Origin of the sequence: Acidovorax sp. 69 (assembly GCF_002797445.1) — a bacterium.
Lineage (GTDB): Bacteria > Pseudomonadota > Gammaproteobacteria > Burkholderiales > Burkholderiaceae_C > Acidovorax.
In genome coordinates, this window is sequence record NZ_PGEP01000001.1 from 1,922,501 (window position 1) to 1,940,970 (window position 18,470).

The 18,470-nt window shown below is 59.4% G+C and carries 15 protein-coding genes and 2 rRNA genes; 13 read left to right on the top strand and 4 right to left on the bottom strand.

From position 1 onward, the window contains the following. Positions 1 to 37: 37 nt before the first annotated feature. From CLU85_RS08785 to CLU85_RS08845, 13 genes are all read left to right on the top strand, one after another. Positions 38 to 2,915 (top strand): 23S ribosomal RNA (locus CLU85_RS08785). 139 nt (positions 2,916 to 3,054) lie between these two features. Next, positions 3,055 to 3,167, top strand: a 5S ribosomal RNA gene (rrf, locus tag CLU85_RS08790). A 98-nt stretch (positions 3,168 to 3,265) separates the two neighbouring features. Then, positions 3,266 to 4,015 (top strand): 16S rRNA pseudouridine(516) synthase, encoded by a 750-nt coding sequence (locus tag CLU85_RS08795; RefSeq protein ID WP_100409933.1) that lies wholly within the window; start codon positions 3,266 to 3,268, stop codon positions 4,013 to 4,015. Between the two features lie 176 nt (positions 4,016 to 4,191). Then, entirely contained in the window at positions 4,192 to 5,175 is a 984-nt protein-coding gene (locus CLU85_RS08800; protein WP_100409934.1) for a YncE family protein, read from the top strand. A gap of 75 nt (positions 5,176 to 5,250) precedes the next feature. Beyond that, on the top strand, positions 5,251 to 6,012 hold the full coding sequence (locus tag CLU85_RS08805) for a polysaccharide deacetylase family protein (protein ID WP_255409687.1): 762 nt from the start codon (positions 5,251 to 5,253) through the stop codon (positions 6,010 to 6,012). A gap of 90 nt (positions 6,013 to 6,102) precedes the next feature. Further along, positions 6,103 to 7,116 (top strand): sterol desaturase family protein, encoded by a 1,014-nt coding sequence (locus CLU85_RS08810; RefSeq protein WP_100412447.1) that lies wholly within the window; start codon positions 6,103 to 6,105, stop codon positions 7,114 to 7,116. A gap of 35 nt (positions 7,117 to 7,151) precedes the next feature. After that, positions 7,152 to 8,060 carry an EI24 domain-containing protein gene (locus CLU85_RS08815; protein ID WP_100412448.1) on the top strand — a complete coding sequence of 303 codons (909 nt, stop codon included), beginning with the start codon at positions 7,152 to 7,154 and terminating at the stop codon, positions 8,058 to 8,060. Further along, positions 8,057 to 8,878, top strand: coding sequence for a molybdopterin-binding protein (locus tag CLU85_RS08820; protein ID WP_100409935.1), 822 nt, complete (start codon positions 8,057 to 8,059; stop codon positions 8,876 to 8,878). Before CLU85_RS08815 ends, CLU85_RS08820 begins: the two co-directional genes overlap by 4 nt. Positions 8,879 to 9,050: 172 nt before the next feature. After that, positions 9,051 to 10,466 carry a type I glutamate--ammonia ligase gene (glnA, locus tag CLU85_RS08825; RefSeq protein WP_100412449.1) on the top strand — a complete coding sequence of 472 codons (1,416 nt, stop codon included), beginning with the start codon at positions 9,051 to 9,053 and terminating at the stop codon, positions 10,464 to 10,466. Positions 10,467 to 10,677: 211 nt separating this feature from the next. Next, positions 10,678 to 11,175 carry a hypothetical protein gene (locus CLU85_RS08830; protein WP_100409936.1) on the top strand — a complete coding sequence of 166 codons (498 nt, stop codon included), beginning with the start codon at positions 10,678 to 10,680 and terminating at the stop codon, positions 11,173 to 11,175. An 81-nt stretch (positions 11,176 to 11,256) separates the two neighbouring features. Next, positions 11,257 to 12,282 carry a nitrogen regulation protein NR(II) gene (gene glnL, locus CLU85_RS08835; protein WP_100412450.1) on the top strand — a complete coding sequence of 342 codons (1,026 nt, stop codon included), beginning with the start codon at positions 11,257 to 11,259 and terminating at the stop codon, positions 12,280 to 12,282. A 51-nt stretch (positions 12,283 to 12,333) separates the two neighbouring features. Next, positions 12,334 to 13,965 (top strand): nitrogen regulation protein NR(I), encoded by a 1,632-nt coding sequence (ntrC, locus tag CLU85_RS08840; protein ID WP_100409937.1) that lies wholly within the window; start codon positions 12,334 to 12,336, stop codon positions 13,963 to 13,965. A gap of 226 nt (positions 13,966 to 14,191) precedes the next feature. Continuing rightward, complete coding sequence (locus tag CLU85_RS08845; RefSeq protein WP_100409938.1) at positions 14,192 to 15,139, top strand: PA2169 family four-helix-bundle protein; 948 nt, start codon at positions 14,192 to 14,194, stop codon at positions 15,137 to 15,139. Between the two features lie 162 nt (positions 15,140 to 15,301). Here CLU85_RS08845 and xth read toward each other — a convergent pair whose 3' ends face one another. The 4 genes from xth to CLU85_RS08865 all read right to left on the bottom strand — a co-directional run bounded on the left by xth (position 15,302) and on the right by CLU85_RS08865 (position 18,246). Next, complete coding sequence (gene xth / locus CLU85_RS08850) at positions 15,302 to 16,078, bottom strand: exodeoxyribonuclease III (protein WP_100409939.1); 777 nt, start codon at positions 16,076 to 16,078, stop codon at positions 15,302 to 15,304. A 74-nt stretch (positions 16,079 to 16,152) separates the two neighbouring features. Next, positions 16,153 to 16,641 (bottom strand): dihydrofolate reductase, encoded by a 489-nt coding sequence (locus CLU85_RS08855; RefSeq protein ID WP_100409940.1) that lies wholly within the window; start codon positions 16,639 to 16,641, stop codon positions 16,153 to 16,155. A 28-nt stretch (positions 16,642 to 16,669) separates the two neighbouring features. Continuing rightward, positions 16,670 to 17,284 carry a DUF4337 domain-containing protein gene (locus CLU85_RS08860; RefSeq protein WP_100409941.1) on the bottom strand — a complete coding sequence of 205 codons (615 nt, stop codon included), beginning with the start codon at positions 17,282 to 17,284 and terminating at the stop codon, positions 16,670 to 16,672. Between the two features lie 98 nt (positions 17,285 to 17,382). Next, on the bottom strand, positions 17,383 to 18,246 hold the full coding sequence (locus CLU85_RS08865) for a thymidylate synthase (protein ID WP_100409942.1): 864 nt from the start codon (positions 18,244 to 18,246) through the stop codon (positions 17,383 to 17,385). Positions 18,247 to 18,470 lie beyond the last annotated feature (224 nt).

The window sequence follows — 18,470 nt, forward strand, 5'->3', positions numbered from 1 at the left end:
TGATGGCGATATCTTGAAAGAGATGTCAAAGTTATAGGGTCAAGTGACTAAGAGCATGTGGTGGATGCCTTGGCGATTACAGGCGACGAAAGACGTGATAGCCTGCGATAAGCTTCGGGGAGCTGGCAAATAAGCTTTGATCCGGAGATTTCTGAATGGGGAAACCCACCTCGCAAGAGGTATCGCATGATGAATACATAGTCATGCGAGGCGAACCGGGTGAACTGAAACATCTCAGTAGCTCGAGGAAAAGACATCAACCGAGATTCCGAAAGTAGTGGCGAGCGAAATCGGAAGAGCCTTCTAGTGATAGCACGACTGTTAGCAAAACGGAATGGAAAGTCCGGCCATAGCAGGTGATAGCCCTGTATGCGAAAACAGACGTGTGGTACTAAGTTAGAGACAAGTAGGGCGGGACACGAGAAATCCTGTCTGAATATGGGGGGACCATCCTCCAAGGCTAAATACTCGTAATCGACCGATAGTGAACCAGTACCGTGAGGGAAAGGCGAAAAGAACCCCGGGAGGGGAGTGAAATAGATCCTGAAACCGCATGCTTACAAAAAGTAGGAGCCCGCAAGGGTGACTGCGTACCTTTTGTATAATGGGTCAGCGACTTACATTCAGTGGCAAGGTTAACCGAATAGGGAAGCCGTAGAGAAATCGAGTCCGAATAGGGCGAATCAGTCGCTGGGTGTAGACCCGAAACCAAGTGATCTATCCATGGCCAGGATGAAGGTGCCGTAACAGGTACTGGAGGTCCGAACCCACTAGTGTTGCAAAACTAGGGGATGAGCTGTGGATAGGGGTGAAAGGCTAAACAAACTTGGAAATAGCTGGTTCTCTCCGAAAACTATTTAGGTAGTGCCTCAAGTATTACCGTCGGGGGTAGAGCACTGTTTAGGCTAGGGGGTCATGGCGACTTACCAAACCTATGCAAACTCCGAATACCGACGAGTACAGCTTGGGAGACAGAGCACCGGGTGCTAACGTCCGGACTCAAGAGGGAAACAACCCAGACCGCCAGCTAAGGTCCCTAAAATTGGCTAAGTGGGAAACGAAGTGGGAAGGCTAAAACAGTCAGGATGTTGGCTTAGAAGCAGCCATCATTTAAAGAAAGCGTAATAGCTCACTGATCGAGTCGTCCTGCGCGGAAGATGTAACGGGGCTAAGCCAGTTACCGAAGCTGCGGATTTGCAATTTATTGCAAGTGGTAGGAGAGCGTTCTGTAGGCCTGTGAAGGTGTCTGGTAACGGATGCTGGAGGTATCAGAAGTGCGAATGCTGACATGAGTAGCGTTAAAGGGGTGAAAAGCCCCCTCGCCGTAAGCGCAAGGTTTTCTACGCAACGTTCATCGGCGTAGAGTGAGTCGGCCCCTAAGGCGAGGCAGAGATGCGTAGCTGATGGGAAACAGGTCAATATTCCTGTACCGATCAATAGTGCGATGTGGGGACGGAGAAGGTTAGCTCAGCCAACTGTTGGATATGTTGGTTCAAGCCTGTAGTCGTGCTCGGTAGGCAAATCCGCCGGGCTTAGATGAGGGGTGATAACGAGTCTGCTTGCAGACGAAGTGAGTGATACCCTGCTTCCAGGAAAAGCCACTAAGCTTCAGCTATTGACGACCGTACCGCAAACCGACACTGGTGCGCGAGATGAGTATTCTAAGGCGCTTGAGAGAACTCAGGAGAAGGAACTCGGCAAATTGATACCGTAACTTCGGGAGAAGGTATGCCCCAAGTAGGTGAACCTGTACAAGGCGAGCCCAACGGGGTTGCAAAAAATCGGTGGCTGCGACTGTTTAATAAAAACACAGCACTCTGCAAACACGAAAGTGGACGTATAGGGTGTGACGCCTGCCCGGTGCTGGAAGATTAAATGATGGGGTGCAAGCTCTTGATTGAAGTCCCAGTAAACGGCGGCCGTAACTATAACGGTCCTAAGGTAGCGAAATTCCTTGTCGGGTAAGTTCCGACCTGCACGAATGGCGTAACGATGGCCACACTGTCTCCTCCTGAGACTCAGCGAAGTTGAAATGTTTGTGATGATGCAATCTCCCCGCGGAAAGACGGAAAGACCCCATGAACCTTTACTGTAGCTTTGTATTGGACTTTGAACAGATCTGTGTAGGATAGGTGGGAGGCTTTGAAGTGATGTCGCTAGATGTCATGGAGCCAACGTTGAAATACCACCCTGGTGTGTTTGAGGTTCTAACCTAGGTCCATTATCTGGATCGGGGACAGTGCATGGTAGGCAGTTTGACTGGGGCGGTCTCCTCCCAAAGCGTAACGGAGGAGTTCGAAGGTACGCTAGTTACGGTCGGACATCGTGACGATAGTGCAATGGCATAAGCGTGCTTAACTGCGAGACTGACAAGTCGAGCAGATGCGAAAGCAGGACATAGTGATCCGGTGGTTCTGTATGGAAGGGCCATCGCTCAACGGATAAAAGGTACTCTGGGGATAACAGGCTGATACCGCCCAAGAGTTCATATCGACGGCGGTGTTTGGCACCTCGATGTCGGCTCATCTCATCCTGGGGCTGTAGCCGGTCCCAAGGGTATGGCTGTTCGCCATTTAAAGAGGTACGTGAGCTGGGTTTAAAACGTCGTGAGACAGTTTGGTCCCTATCTTCCGTGGGCGCTGCAGATTTGAGGAAGCCTGCTCCTAGTACGAGAGGACCGGAGTGGACACACCTCTGGTGTATCGGTTGTCACGCCAGTGGCATTGCCGAGTAGCTAAGTGTGGAAGAGATAACCGCTGAAAGCATCTAAGCGGGAAACTCGTTTCAAGATGAGATCTGCCGGGGCCTTGAGCCCCCTAAAGAGTCGTTCAAGACCAGGACGTTGATAGGTCAGGTGTGGAAGCGCAGTAATGCGTTAAGCTAACTGATACTAATTGCTCGTGAGGCTTGACCCTATAACTTTGATAGCCAACACGCTGTGCGTGAAAGCTCAAAGATTGTTATGCCAAGTTGACGCAGTCAAAACACATAAAATCTGATTCCACTCTATGAATTCGTTGTCTTGCTCCAAGAGCAGGACGACTCCAAGTTATGCCTGATGACCATAGCAAGTTGGTACCACTCCTTCCCATCCCGAACAGGACAGTGAAACGACTTTGCGCCGATGATAGTGCGGGTTCCCGTGTGAAAGTAGGTCATCGTCAGGCTCTTATAGCCCCAAACCCCTCAGTCTCCAAAGGACTGGGGGGTTTTGCGTTTGGGGATAGGAAAATAATTGGTAGGTTGGTTCAATCCCATTTCCTTTATGCAGCTTCAAGATATTTTGTATTCGCAGGGCTTTGGTACGCGTCGGGTCTGTGCTGGACTGATTCAGCAAGGCTGGGTTTCTGTGTGTGAGTCGTCTTCGGCTGCCGAATACCTGCCCTGTACAGATGCCACTGCCGAGTACAAACCCGACGGCTTGCTTTTACGGGTGCAGGGCGTTGACTGGCCATACCATGCTAAGGCCTATGTGCTGTTGCACAAACCCGCTGGGACCGAGTGCTCTCAAAAGCCCTCTACGTATCCCAGCATCTACACCCTTTTGCCGGCTCCGTTGCGTCAACGGCCGACGAAAAGTGCTGTGCAAGGGGTGCAGGCGGTAGGGCGATTGGACCAGGACACGACGGGTCTGCTGCTTTTGAGTGATGACGGTCAGTTCATTCATCGAATGAGCTCACCAAAAAAACATGTTCCCAAGATTTACGAAGTTACCACCAAGCACCCCGTGGATGAATCCCAGGTGTCTAAATTGTTGGCTGGTGTTGTGCTTGACGATGACCCGAAACCGGTCCGCGCCGCTGCCTGCGAAGTGGTTTCGAACCATCGAATGGATCTGACCCTGACGGAAGGGAAATACCATCAGGTTAAGCGCATGCTCGCAGCCGTTGGCAATCGTGTCGAAGGCTTGCACCGCGCCCGCATCGGCGCGATGAATCTGCCGGCCGACTTGGCACCTGGATCCTGGAAGTGGCTGAGCGAGGATGATCTGTTGCTGTTGAATCGAATCCCCTAAAGGAAGATGTTCGTGGATTGGCAGCACCATGAACATGTCGGTTGTCTGCATGCGTGACCATGGGTATTTACGTGACTTTGGTCAATGTTCACGCCATATCCACGTTGTTACTTGTCCCGTATCGGGCAGTGGGCGGGTGCAGAGATACACTCGCAGGCTGTGTTGAAAGTGGTTCTGTGAAGATTTTCTCGATTGCGCGAGTGTGCGTTGCCCTCTGTGGGTTCTGGTTCTCTCTGGGAGGCGCTAGTGCAGCAGAGCCTCCTTTGTTCGTTCTCAATTCGCTGGAAGCCAATGTCAGCGTCATTGATCCGACGTCTTGGACCGAGACTGCCCGGATTCCAACAGGCAAAGAGCCACATCATCTCTACCTGACACCCGACGAAAAGTCGATCATTGTGGCCAATGCGCTTGGTGACACGCTGACTTTTGTCGACCCCCGTACTGCCCAGGTGCAGCGCACGGTGAGGGGTATTGTTGACCCCTATCACCTTCGATTCAGTCCCGACATGAAGTGGTTCATCACGGCTGCGAATCGGTTGAACCATGTGGATTTTTATCGCTGGGACGGGAAAGAACTGACCCTTGTGCAGCGAGTGGCCACATCGCGTACCCCTAGCCACTTGTGGATCGACAGTCGGAGCACCACGGTGTACTCGACCATGCAAGACAGTGACGAGCTAATTGCCATCGACATTGCCACCCAGACCATCAAGTGGCGGATCAAGACCGGTGCCATGCCCGCTGATGTCTATGGCAGCCCTGATGACAAGCGTATTTTTGTGGGCCTGACGGGCAGCGACAGTGTCGAAGTATTCGATGTCTCGGGGCGTGAGCCTGCCAGCATCAAGAAGATCAAGACGGGCAATGGAGCGCATGCCTTCCGTGCTGCGGGGGATGGTCGTCACCTTTATGTGAGCAACCGAGTAGCCAATTCCATCAGCAAGATCGACATGGTGACGCAACAGGTTGTGGAGTCGTATCCCGTGCCGGGCGGACCCGACTGTATGGATGTGTCAGCAGATGGCCGCTTCATCTACGTGAGCTCACGGTGGGCCCGCAAGCTTTCTGTGGTCGACACGGAAACCAAGAAGGTTGTCAGGCAAGTCGCGGTGGGCAAGTCACCCCACGGTGTCTGGACGCTTCATCACGCTCCGCGGTAACGGGTCGTGGCGGGTTTGGATCAGCAGAGGGGCGAGCGGCAGCTTATTGCAAAAAGCCGGCTGCGTTGGTTTGCTATATTATTTATAGCGTTGAATGCTTATGTTGCTTGCGCTATCGCCCAAAAAGACTGTAATAAGCCGCTGTATCTGACCTTTGACACTGGGCACATGGAGATCGCGCCTTTGGTTGCCGATGTGCTGAATCGGCAACAAGTCCGGGTGACGTTCTTTGCCGCGAACGAACGGACTAAGCAAGGGGACGGTAGCCTGGGTGAGCACTGGGCGCCTTGGTGGCACGCCCGTGCTGCGGAGGGGCATGAGTTTGCCTCGCACACCTGGAACCACACTTACTGGCGTGCCGATATGGGCAGTACCGAGAGCCCTTCATTTCGGGTGCGTCCTTCGGCTGGAATGCGCGAGGGGCAGGACTCTGTGATGTCGGCCGCCGACTATTGCGCAGAGATCAGTTTGGCATCAGATCGGCTCAAGATGGTGACAGGTAAATCCCCGTTGCCCTTGTTCCGTGCGCCAGGAGGCAAAACGTCCCCCCAGTTGATTGCCAGCGCCCGAGCGTGCGGGTACACCCACGTCGGATGGTCTCCCGCCGGTTTTTTGGGGGATGAGCTTCCTAGCGAGACGACCAGCAATGCCGCGTTGTTGCGCAAGGCACTGCGGGACGTGCGCAGTGGCGATATTCTCCTGGCGCACCTGGGGATCTGGTCGCGCAAAGATCCCTGGGCCCCTGCTGTGCTGGAGCCGCTGATTGTGGGGCTCAAGCAGCAAGGTTTTTGTTTCCGTACCTTGCGAGAGCATCCTCAATACGGCGCAGGCCGGTAGTACAGGTGTCACAGTGATGATCAGTCGCAAGGCAAGCGCATGGGGCGGCCCGGTTTTGTGCGTGTGTTGCAACCAAGGGAGCGCAATGTGATGGGATGGCTTGGCGGCTTGTTTGATGGTGTTCAGCAATGGCTTTTCGAGAGCGTGTTACAGCCGATGATGTTTTCGATGGGCCTGGCAAGTTTGCTGGAGAACGGCTACGAGGCCTCGGGCTGGCTGCTGGTGGGCTTGCTGCAACTGGCGGTGATCGTGGCTGTGATTGGGCCCCTGCAGCGCCTGTGGCCTGTGGAGCCGCTGACCCAGCGGGCAACCGTTCGCACGGACATTCTCTACACCCTGATTCACCGCTTGGGCGTGTTCCGGCTGGCTTTGTTTTTCACTGTCGATCCGCTGGCCGACTCCCTGTTTGGCGCTCTGCGTGTGGCGGGCGTCAGTACTTTTCAGTTGGATGGACTCTGGCCTGGCCTGACTGACCTCCCCTGGGTCAGCTTGTTGCTGTATCTGGTGGTGTTTGATTTTGTAGATTACTGGATTCACCGGGGGCAGCACCATTTTGAATGGTGGTGGCGGCTGCATTCTCTGCACCACGCGCAGCAGCAGATGACCATGTGGAGTGACAACCGCAACCACCTGCTCGACGACCTGCTCAGGGACGCGATTTTGGTGATCGTCGCGCAACTCATCGGTGTGGCGCCGGGCCAGTTCATCGCCATCTTGGCCATTACGCAGTTGAGCGAGAGCTTTCAGCACGCCAATGTTCGTTTGTGGTTTGGTCGCTGGGGTGAGCGCTTGTGGGTCAGTCCGCGTTTTCATCGCCTCCACCACAGCATCGGCATCGGCCACGAGACGATCAAGCCCTCTACAGGTGCGCCCTCTTCAGCCAAGGCAGGGGAACCCCACGTGGTGCTGGGTGGACACAACTTCGGCGTCTTGTTGCCCTGGTGGGACATGCTGATGCGGACGGCCAATTTCGAATTGCGCTTTGACCCTACCGGCGTGCGCGATCAGGTCGAGCCCGGTCCTGATGGCCAATTGCGTGACTACGGCACGGGCTTCTGGTCTCAGCAGTGGCGTGGCGTATTGCGGCTGTTTGGGAAGGCTTGACCCCTTGGGCGGGTGCTCGGGGTATGCTTGCTTCCATGGGATTACTGCTCGATTCTTTCTGGCGTGCAGCGGCGTATTGCCTGCGGCCTCGTGTCATTGTCCTGTCGCTGTTGCCGCTGTTGTTGATGGCGGCTTTGGCCCTGGGGCTGGGACATTTCTATTGGGATGCAGCAGTCCTGGGCATGCGCGCGCTACTGGATGCTTCTACGTTATTGGCCAGCATCTGGAGTTGGCTGCAGGGCTGGGGGATGGGGGATGTGACGGCCGTGATGGCTCCGTTGATGGTGGTTCTGGCAGTGGCTCCGGTGCTGGTGGTTGTCTCGCTGCTGATGGTGGCGGTGCTCATGACTCCGGCTTTGGTCGCCCTGGTGGCTGACCGGCGTTTCCCGAGCCTGGAGCGCAAGAAGGGGGGATCCTTCATTGCCAGTGTCGCTTGGTCGGTGGGTTCCACGGTTCTGGCGCTCATCGCCTTGGTGGTGTCGATTCCTTTGTGGCTCGTGCCGCCGCTCGTGCTTGTCCTCCCGCCTTTGATCTGGGGTTGGCTCACGTACCGTGTGATGGTGTTCGATGCTTTGGCAGACCATGCCAGCAAAGCAGAGCGCCAGGAGATATTCCGCCGCCACCGCAGTAGTCTGCTGAGCATTGGCATAGTCACGGGCTATCTGGGCGCTGCGCCCAGCATCGTGTGGGCCTCCGGGGTGGTCTTTGCGGCTGCGTTCTTTGTTCTCGTGCCGTTGGCCATCTGGATCTACACCCTGGTGTTTGCGTTCTCATCGTTGTGGTTTACCCACTATGGCCTGGCTGCGCTGCAACGATTGCGTGCCGAGTCTGTAGAGCCCGCTGGGCCTGGGGCCACACCCGCTGCCGTTGTGACGGGAGCTGCGCCCCCTGTAGCGTCTTTGCCCGTTTCTGAATCCCTTGCTAACGGAACCCCCACACCATGACCCCTTCTTTTGGCCTCATCATCGTGGGCGACGAAATCCTGTCGGGCAAGCGCGCTGACAAGCACATGCCCAAGGTGATTGAACTTCTCGCGGCACGTGGCCTTTCTCTCGCTTACGCTGACTATGTCGGGGACAACCCAGATCGGATCACTGCCACCTTGCAGCGAGCCTTCGCATCGGGCGATGTGGTGTTTTCATGCGGCGGCATAGGCGCCACCCCCGACGACCATACGCGCCAATGTGCAGCCCGGGCCCTTCAGCGCGAGCTTGCTCTGCACCCAGAGGCTGAAGCCTTGATCCGCGAGCGCATGCAGGATGTTGCCCAGGAGCAGGGCGTGCCGTACGAGGCCGATCGGCCCGACAACATTCACCGGCTCAACATGGGCATGTTTCCGGCCGGCGCCAGCATCATTTCGAACCCGTACAACAAGATACCCGGCTTCAGTTGCATAGGCGCAGGCGGCGGTGCGGTGCACTTTGTTCCGGGCTTTCCCGTCATGGCCTGGCCCATGATCGAAGGGGTGCTGGACCAGCGCTACACGGAGTTCTTCAATCGCACGCCTCAGACCGAACAGTCTGTGGTGGTCTATGGCGCGATGGAGGCTGCTTTGACGCCCCTCATGGAGCGCATCGAAAAAATGCATCCGCAAGTGCGGGTGTTCAGTCTGCCCAGCGTGGATCATCCACAATACGGGCGGCACATCGAATTGGGTGTCAAAGGGCCTGCTCCCTCGGTTCCTGCTGCTTGGCAGGAGCTGAAAAAGGGGTTGCACGATTTTGGTGCAAATTGTGGCCCTGAATTGGTGCGAAACCTGTGATGCCCTGTGTCGATTCATGAATTGCACTGTTTTGGTGCTTTTGAGCGGATGCCGTGCCAACCCATAGTCTGCGGCGCTCCTTCATAGTGCGGTAGTGCACTTGGCTGGCACGCAAACTGCTTTTATTTCGGCAAAATCTTTTTTCAACAAGCGCTTTACCCAGGAGAACCTGATGGCCAAGACCGTTGCAGACGTGATGAAGATGGTGAAGGAAAACGAAGTCAAATTCATTGACTTCCGTTTTACTGACACCCGTGGCAAACAACAGCACACCACGGTGCCCGTCTCTCACTTCGACGAAGACAAGTTCATTTCGGGCCATGCCTTTGATGGTTCGTCGATTGCCGGTTGGAAGGGCATCGAAGCCTCCGACATGCAGTTGATCCCCGATCCCAGCACGGCCAACATCGATCCTTTCTTTGAAGAAACGACGCTGATCCTGACCTGCGACGTGATTGAGCCCACCGACGGCAAGGCCTACGACCGCGACCCCCGCTCCATTGCCAAGCGCGCGGAAGCCTACCTGAAGGCGTCCGGCCTGGGTGATACCGCTTTCTTTGGTCCCGAGCCAGAATTCTTCATCTTCGACGGCGTTCGCTGGAGCACCGAGCCCAACAACACCTTCTACGAAATCGACGAGTACGAAGCGCCCTGGAACACCGGCGCCAAGCTTGAAGGCGGCAACCGTGGCCACCGTCCTACCGTCAAGGGCGGCTACTTCCCGGTGCCTCCGGTGGACAGCACACAAGACATGCGTGCTGAAATGTCCCTGATCCTCGAGTCGCTGGGTATTCCCGTCGAAGTGTTCCACCACGAAGTGGCGGGCGCTGGCCAGAACGAAATCGGTACCCGTTTCAGCACGCTGGTCGAACGCGCTGACTGGACGATTCTGCAAAAGTACGTGATCCACAACGTGGCCAATGCCTACGGCAAGACCGCGACATTCATGCCCAAGCCCTACCATGGTGACAACGGCTCCGGCATGCACGTGCACCAGTCGGTCTGGAAGGATGGCAAGAACCTGTTTGCAGGCGACGGCTACGCCGGTCTGAGCGACTTCGCGCTGTACTACATCGGAGGCATCATCAAGCACGCCCGTGCACTGAATGCCATCACCAACCCAGGCACCAACAGCTACAAGCGCCTGGTGCCTCACTTCGAAGCCCCGGTGAAGCTGGCCTACTCGGCCAAGAACCGCTCGGCCTCCATCCGTATCCCTTACGTGGCCAACCCCAAGGGTCGTCGCGTGGAAGCGCGCTTCCCCGATCCACTGATGAACCCCTACCTGGGTTTCGCAGCCCTGCTGATGGCGGGTCTGGACGGCGTGGAAAACAAGATCCATCCCGGCGAAGCCGCTACGAAGGATCTGTACCACCTGCCTCCAGAAGAAGACAAGCTGGTTCCTACCGTGTGCCACAGCCTGGACCAGGCCCTGGAACACCTGGACAAGGACCGCGCGTTCCTGACCAAGGGTGGTGTGTTCACCGACAGCATGATCGATGCCTACATTGATCTGAAGATGAATGAAGTGACCCGCTTCCGCATGGCTGTGCACCCTGTCGAGTACGACATGTACTACTCGCTGTAATCGTCTGCCTGCAGACTGTTACTCCAAAAAGGCGGCGCAAGCCGCCTTTTTTCATTGGGGCCCTGTGCGGCTTGTTGTCTGCGCGGAACCAAGGCCGCAGGTGTTGCATCCTTATATAAAGCCCCGCCAAGGTCAGCTATTGTCGGATTGGAGATGTGTAGTGATTGGGGGATACTCCTTGCTCCCCTGCATGTCAGTGCGAGGAAACCGAATGAAAAAAACGCTCATCACTCTGCTACTTATCGCTTCCACGGTTCCGGCCACCTGGGCGCAAGACCGTATTTACCGCTGCGGCAATGAATACACCAACAACGCCAGCCAAGCCAAGGAGCGTGGCTGCAAGCTGGTTGAAGGGGGTAACGTCACTGTCGTCCAAGGTAGCAGGCCCGCTTCGGGTGCTGCGCCTTCTGGTGCATCTGCTGCTACATCACCCGCCACGGCACCCAAGGTCAGCAACAATGACCAAAAAGCCCGCGACTCAGATGCCCGGGCCATCCTGGAGTCCGAGTTGCGCAAGGCAGAAGGGCGCCATGCCGACTTGGTGAAGGAATACAACGGCGGAGCCCCCGAGCGCAATGCGCTCGATCTGCGCAATCCCCAGCGCTACCTGGAGCGCACGGCCGAACTCAAGGCCAGTGTGGCCCGCAGTGAAAGCGACATCGCCGGGATCAAGCGCGAAATCGCCCGCCTGCCGGCGCCTGCCAACTAAATGTGGCCACTGCGTGTGAGTCTCCCGCATTCCCCCGATCTGCCTGGTACTGACACCGGGCGTTTTCATTCCCTGGACCTGATGTCCACCCTCGTGGCGGTGCTGCGTGCGGACGATGGTGCGGTGCAGTTTGCCAACGCAGCCCTGGAAAACACCCTGGGCCTGTCGCGGCGCACGCTCGAAGGTGCCGACTTCTCCACCTTTTTTACCGACCCGGCTCTGTTACAGACGGCCTTGGCGGGTGCGCGTGGCAAGGACTTTGCCGCGCTGCGCTACGAAGCCAGCTTGAAGCGCCTGCACCAGGACCCGGTGCCTGTGCATGTCAATGTGGCTGATGCCGAACAAGTGGGAGAAATCCTGGTGGAACTCTGGCCCCTGGAGCAGCAGGCACGCCAGGACCGCGAAGAGCGGCTGCGTGAACAGGCCCAGGCCAACAAGGAGCTGATCCGTAACCTGGCGCATGAAATCAAGAACCCGCTGGGTGGCATCCGGGGCGCGGCGCAGTTGCTGGAGATGGAGCTGGAAAGCCGCGAGCTGACCGAATACACGCAGGTCATCATCCATGAGGCCGACCGTCTGCAAAGTCTGGTCGATCGCCTGCTGGCGCCGCACCGTCACCCCCATCTGGTGGGCGACGTGAACATCCACGAGGTGTGTGAGCGCGTGAGATCACTCGTGCTGGTCGAGTATCCGCAGGGCCTCAAGGTCCAGCGCGACTACGACACCTCGATTCCGGAGTTCCGTGGCGACCGCGCACAGCTCATTCAGGCCTTGCTGAACATCGTGCAAAACGCTGCCCAGGCACTGACAGACCGCATTGCCGCAGGGGACGCCGTGATCACGTTGCGCACCCGCGTGGCCCGTCAGGTCACGTTTGGTCGCCAGCGTTATCGGCTGGCACTGGAATTGCATGTCATCGACAACGGACCGGGCGTACCCGATGCCATCAAAGAGCGGATTTTTTACCCGCTGGTGTCGGGACGGGACGGCGGATCAGGGCTGGGGCTGACGTTGGCACAAACCTTCGTACAGCGCCACCATGGGTTGATCGAATGCGACAGCGTACCGGGTCGCACCGACTTCCGAATCCTGATCCCCTTGCCTTAAAAGCGCACGATGGTCCCTGACACGCAACCACAGGGAAGGTAAGAAAAAGATATGAAGCCGATCTGGATAGTAGATGACGACCCCTCGATCCGCTTCGTCCTGGAGAAGGCGTTGGCCCGCGAGAACCTGCCCACGCGCAGTTTCACGCACCCCCGCGAAGTGCTCGACGCGCTCGCGGATGTCACCGCAGGTGACCCTGCCCGGCAGGGACCCCAGATTCTGGTAAGCGACATCCGCATGCCGGGTGGCTCCGGCTTGCAGTTGCTGGAAAAAGTCCGCGAGCTGCAACCGGGCCTGCCAGTCATCATCATGACGGCGTACTCCGATCTCGACAGTGCCGTCTCGGCCTTTCAGCGCGGAGCCTTCGAGTACCTGCCCAAGCCGTTCGACCTGCCCAAGGCGGTCGAGCTGATCCGTCGCGCGGTGGAAGAAAGCCAGCGCGAAGAAGTTACCGAAGAGCGCCAGACCGCTGCTCCGGAAATGCTGGGCCAGGCGCCCGCCATGCAGGACGTTTTTCGCGCCATCGGCCGGCTCAGTCAGAGCCAGGTCACGGTGCTGATCACGGGTGAATCGGGCTCGGGCAAGGAGCTGGTGGCGCGCGCGCTGCACAAGCACTCGCCCTGCGCGGATGGTCCCTTTGTGGCCATCAACACGGCGGCCATCCCCAAGGATTTGCTGGAATCCGAACTCTTCGGTCATGAGCGCGGCGCCTTCACCGGTGCGCAGACGCAGCGGCGTGGCCGCTTTGAACAGGCCGAAGGCGGGACGCTGTTTCTCGACGAAATTGGCGACATGCCGTTTGACCTGCAGACCCGCCTGCTGCGCGTGTTGTCGGACGGGCAGTTTTACCGCGTGGGTGGCCATGCTGCCGTCAAGGCCCATGTGCGCGTGATTGCTGCGACCCACCAAGACCTCGAAAGGCGCGTCAAGGACGGCGGCTTTCGCGAGGACTTGTTCCACCGCCTCAACGTGATCCGCCTGCGCCTGCCCGCGCTGCGCGAGCGCCACGAAGACGTGCCCATGCTCACGCGCCACTTTCTGCAGCAAAGCGCACGGCAGCTTGGGGTAGAGCCCAAGCGCATTGCCGATTCGGCGCTGGCGCGGCTGGAGCAGTTTGCGTTTCCGGGCAATGTGCGCCAGCTGGAGAACATCTGCCACTGGCTCACGGTGATGGCACCCGCGCAGGTGATCTCACTGCAGGACCTGCCGCCCGAGGTACTGGAAGCCCCTGTTTTTCAGCCGCCTGTGCGGGCGGCGGTGGCGGCGGGCGAGGCCCCGACCACCGTGACGTCCCTGCCCGTGGCCACGGTGGCCCCGTCGGCAGCCGCTACGGCAGCAACTGCCGCACTGGCACATCCTCCCGAGATGGTGGGAGGCATACACCCTGCTGTGGCATCGCCGGCAGCCTTGCCCTCCTGGTCTGCCGATGTGGCGGCAGCACCTGCCACGCCAGCCCACAGCTGGGAGCAGGCGCTGGAGGCTGAGGCACAAAAACTGTTGGCCGGTGGCCAGCCTGAGGTCTGGGATGCACTGACGCGGCGTTTTGAGTCACGGCTCATCCGCACCGCGCTCGTGGCCACCCACGGGCGCCGCATGGAGGCAGCGCAGCGCCTGGGTATTGGGCGCAACACCATCACGCGCAAGATCCAGGAGTTGGGACTCGATGCCCCGGATGAGGCATAAAAATGGCCGCTAGCGCATGATTTTATTGCGCTGGTAGCTATTTAATTGATAGCAATTTTTAGCGCCAACTTGCGCTGGTGCCTCCATCGGCGCCTGAGCGTGGGCGGGCCTTTGGTGGCCCGCCCGCGCTGGTCCATGTCCTACACGCAGGCCCTCCGTGGGCCGACCTGGCGCTCCGGTGGTCGCTTCAACAATGAAGTCACTGTCAACCAACCGGAGACTTCTTATGTCGGATTTCAACGATGCCAACCGTGACCCTTTGACCAACGAGCCAGGCGCTCATCCCGTCGGGACAGGCGTGGGAGCTGCCCTGGGAGGGGCCGCTGCCGGGGCAGCGGTCGGCGCTTTGGGCGGCCCTGTGGGGGCTGCCGTCGGGGGCGTGGCAGGGGCTGTTGCAGGCGGCCTGGCAGGCAAGGCCGCAGCCGAGGCCGTCAACCCCACCGAGGAGGACGCCTATTGGCGCGATACCTACCACCGCGAGCCCTACTACGTGGGTGGGCGCACCTATGAGCAGTACCGCCCCGCGTACGAGCTGGGTTGGTCGTCGGTGGGCCGCCACGATGGCAACTTTGACACCATTGAACCCCGCCTGGCCGACGACTGGCGGGCCCGCCATGGCGCCGATGGCCTGGCCTGGACCGATGTGCGCCCCGCCACGCGTGCCGCCTGGGAGCGTGCTGCAGACCGCCGCGCGCTGGCCGAGCAGCGCCCATTGGACCTGATTGACGCCGAAGACGTGGTCGATGTGCTCAATGACCTGCTGGAATCGGCGCGCGATGGCGAGTATGGGTTTCACGCCTGCGCCGAGCATGCCGAGTCAGGCCAGCTCAAGGGCATCTTCCAGCGTCACTCGCGTGAATGTGCGGCAGCGGCCATGGAGCTGGAGCATGAAATCCGCCGTCTTAACGGTGACCCTGTCCTGGGCGGCACCGTGGCGGGTGCGCTGCACCGGGGCTGGGTGTCGGTCAAGACGGCGCTGTCCACACAGGACGACAAGGCCGTGTTGGAGGAGTGTGAGCGGGGCGAGGATGCCGCTGTGGCCCGTTATCACAGGGCGCTGAAGACCCCCTTGCCGCTGGAGGTCCGCGCGCTGGTAGAGCGGCAATCCAGGGGCGCACAGCGCAATCACGATGAGGTGCGTGCGCTGCGCGAGGGTTTCTCCACGCAGCGCTGATGGTCCGCACTTGCGGCGCAGCGTGACCGCAGAATCTGGTGCGTGGCGGGGCTGGGTGGCACCGTCACCGCCTGCGGAGCACCCCTTGCGTAAAAAAGGCGCAAGGTTTTGCCTTGCAGCCTTTGGGTTTTGGCCACCGCTGTGCGGCGGGGGGCGCCCGATTCAGCCCAGCGTGACAACGACCGGTGTGTGATCGCTGGGCTGGGGGTTCTTGCGCGGGGCGCGGTCTACCACGCAGGCGGTCACGCCTTCGCGCAGCGCGTCGCTGACCAGGATGTGGTCGATGCGCAGCCCCCGGTTCTTCTGAAAACCCAGCATGCGGTAGTCCCACCAGGAGAAGCTTTTCTCAGGCTGCTCGAACATGCGGAACGCATCCGTCAGCCCCAGGGCCAGCAGGGCCTGGAAGTGGTTGCGCTCTTCGGTGGTGTGGTGGATGGTTTCGCGCAGGCCCACCGGGTCGTAGGAGTCACGGTCTTCCGGCGCCACGTTGAAATCGCCTACCAGCACCAGGCGGGGGTGGGCCGCCAACTCGGCGCGCACCATGTCCTGCAGTGCCTGCAGCCAGCGCATCTTGTAGGCGAACTTTTCCGACCCCGGCTCCTGCCCGTTCACGAAGTAGCCATTGAGCAGGCGCAATGGGCCTGCAGGCGTGTCCAGCGTGGCGGCGATGACGCGGGACTGCTCATCCCCGAAGCCCGGGATGTTGCGCACCACATCGCGCAGTGGGTGGCGGCTCAGGATCGCGACACCGTTGTAGGTTTTCTGACCGAAGGCCGCCGCTTCGTAGCCGGCCGCCTGGAGCGCATCGTGCGGAAATTTGTCGTCGGTGAGCTTGAGCTCCTGCAAGCACAGCGCATCGACCGGGTTGGCATCCAGCCAGGCCAGCACCTGGGGCAGGCGGACCGACAGGGAGTTCACGTTCCAGGTGGCGATTTGCATAGGTTTTTGGCCTGTAGCGCTTTTCTATAAAGCGCTGGAAGCTATCAATAAGTGAGTAAAAGACCCGGGTGCGCTCAGGGAGCGCGGACGTAGGTCACAAAACTGAAGGGCAGGCCATTGGTGCTGACATGGGGGCTGCGTGCGGACTCGGTCCATGCGGCGCCCAGCGCAGGGGCGTGGGCGTCACCGTCGAAGTCTTTGTCGATCTCGGTCACCTCCACACAGTCGGCCAGGGGCAGGGCCTCGGCATAGATCTGCGCGCCGCCGATCACCCACACCGTCTGGCCTGCGTCGCACTGCGCCATGGCCTCTGCCAGGCTGGCCGCGCGCAATGCGCCTGCGGCCTGCCATTCGCCCTGGCGTGTGACCACGATGTTGGTGCGTCCGGGCAGCGGGCGAAAACGCGGGGGCAACGAGTCCCAGGTCTTGCGCCCCATGATCACGGGGCAGCCTTGTGTGAGCCGTTTGAAGTGCGCCATGTCCTCAGGCAGGTGCCAGGGCAGGGCGTTGTCCTTGCCAATGACCCCATTGGCGGCGCGGGCGTAGATGAGGTGCAAAGGCATGGCGGGTGCTCAGTGGCTGGGCAGCAACTCAGATGTGCAGGAACGCCAGCGCGCCCACGCCCAGGCCCACAGCGGCCACACCATACATGCCGTATTCGAGCCACTTCTTCCTGGTCAGCAGGGCGATGGCCGCCAGTGCAATCGCTACCTGCAGTGCGGTGGTGGCCTGTGCCCAGCGGTGGTGCTGGTGCATCTGGCCTTCGCTTTGCTGGTCGAAGGCATGGGCATCGGCCTCCAGTTTTTCAGCCACCGTCTTGATGTCGTTCTTTTCTTTTTCGTAGCGGTCAATCTTGCCCTGGTACTTGGCTTTCTCGGGCTCGGCAGGGGTCAGGTCGCGGGCCAGCTCGGCCAGGGATTGTTTGGTGCTCTTGGCCTGGAAATAATTCCACTGGTTGGAGGCCTCGGTCTTCTTGATCGCTGCATCGTTCTTCATCAAGCCCGCAGTGGCCTGCGTGGCGCCACCCATGTACGAAAAGATGGCGCCCACCGTGGCCACGATGGCCGTGAACATGGCGATCTTGTTCATCGACGAGCCATTGCCGCCCTCGGTGCCGTGGTCCGATGCATGGTCGCCGTGGCCCTGGGTGGCATGTTCGACTGCGTGGTCGTGGGGGCCGTGTACGTGAAATCCGCCGGAAGACATGGATGAAAGTTCTCGATGTGGACTAAAAAAGGAGGAGGGGCGGGGCACCACGGCGGCACCATGCAGGTGGGCAGCCGGGGTCGCGTGGGGTCAGGGGTTCAGACCGCTACGGGGGCTTTGATGGCGGGGTGGCACTGGTAGTCCACCACGTCGAAGTCTTCGTACTGGTAGTCGAAGATGCTCTCGGGCCGGCGTTTGATGTGGAGCACCGGGTAGGGGTAGGGCGTACGCGCAAGTTGCGTTTGCACTTGCTCGCGGTGGTTGCTGTAAATATGGCAATCGCCGCCCGTCCAGATGAAATCGCCCACGTCCAGATCGCATTGCTGGGCCACCATGTGCGTGAGCAGCGCATAGCTGGCGATGTTGAACGGCACCCCCAGAAAAATGTCGGCGCTGCGCTGGTACAGCTGGCAGCTCAGCGTGCCACGTCCGCCCGCTTCTTGCGCAGGCGCCACGTAAAACTGGAAGAACGCATGGCAGGGCATGAGGGCCATCTTGTTCAGTTCGGCCACGTTCCAGGCACTCACGATGATGCGGCGGGAGTCGGGGTTGGTCTTCAGGGTCTGGATGACTTCGCTGATCTGGTCGATGTGTCCGCGGGGATTGTCTGGGGTGGGCGCGGGCCAGCTGCGCCACTGCACGCCATACACCGGGCCCAGGTCGCCGTCTTCGCGCGCCCATTCGTCCCAGATGCTGACGCCGCGCTCCTTGAGCCAGTTGTTGTTGCTGGAGCCCGTCAGAAACCACAACAGTTCCTGGATGATGGATTTGAGGTGCACCTTTTTGGTGGTGACCAGCGGGAAGCCTTCTTTCAGGTCAAACCGCATCTGGTGGCCAAACACGCTGTGGGTGCCCGTGCCGGTACGGTCCGATTTGTCCACGCCATGGGTGAACACGTGGCGCATGAAGTCCTCGTACTGAGAGCGCACGGGGCGGGCGGTGGCGGCAAGGGGCTGGTTCATGGCGAAAGAAAGAAGGCTCATCACAGGGGGCGGAGCGTGGCACATGCACGCGCACCACGCGCGAAGCCATCGGGGCTGTTGCAACGGTAGGCGTGCTGCTGGATTTTATGCGGCCCTGTGCCCGCGCCGACGGGTAGGTCGGCAATGGGCTTGGAGTGCTTGGTTTATCTATGCTGGTAGCTGCATATTTTGTAGCGACGCGGTGGCCTGGGTGACACCCACCG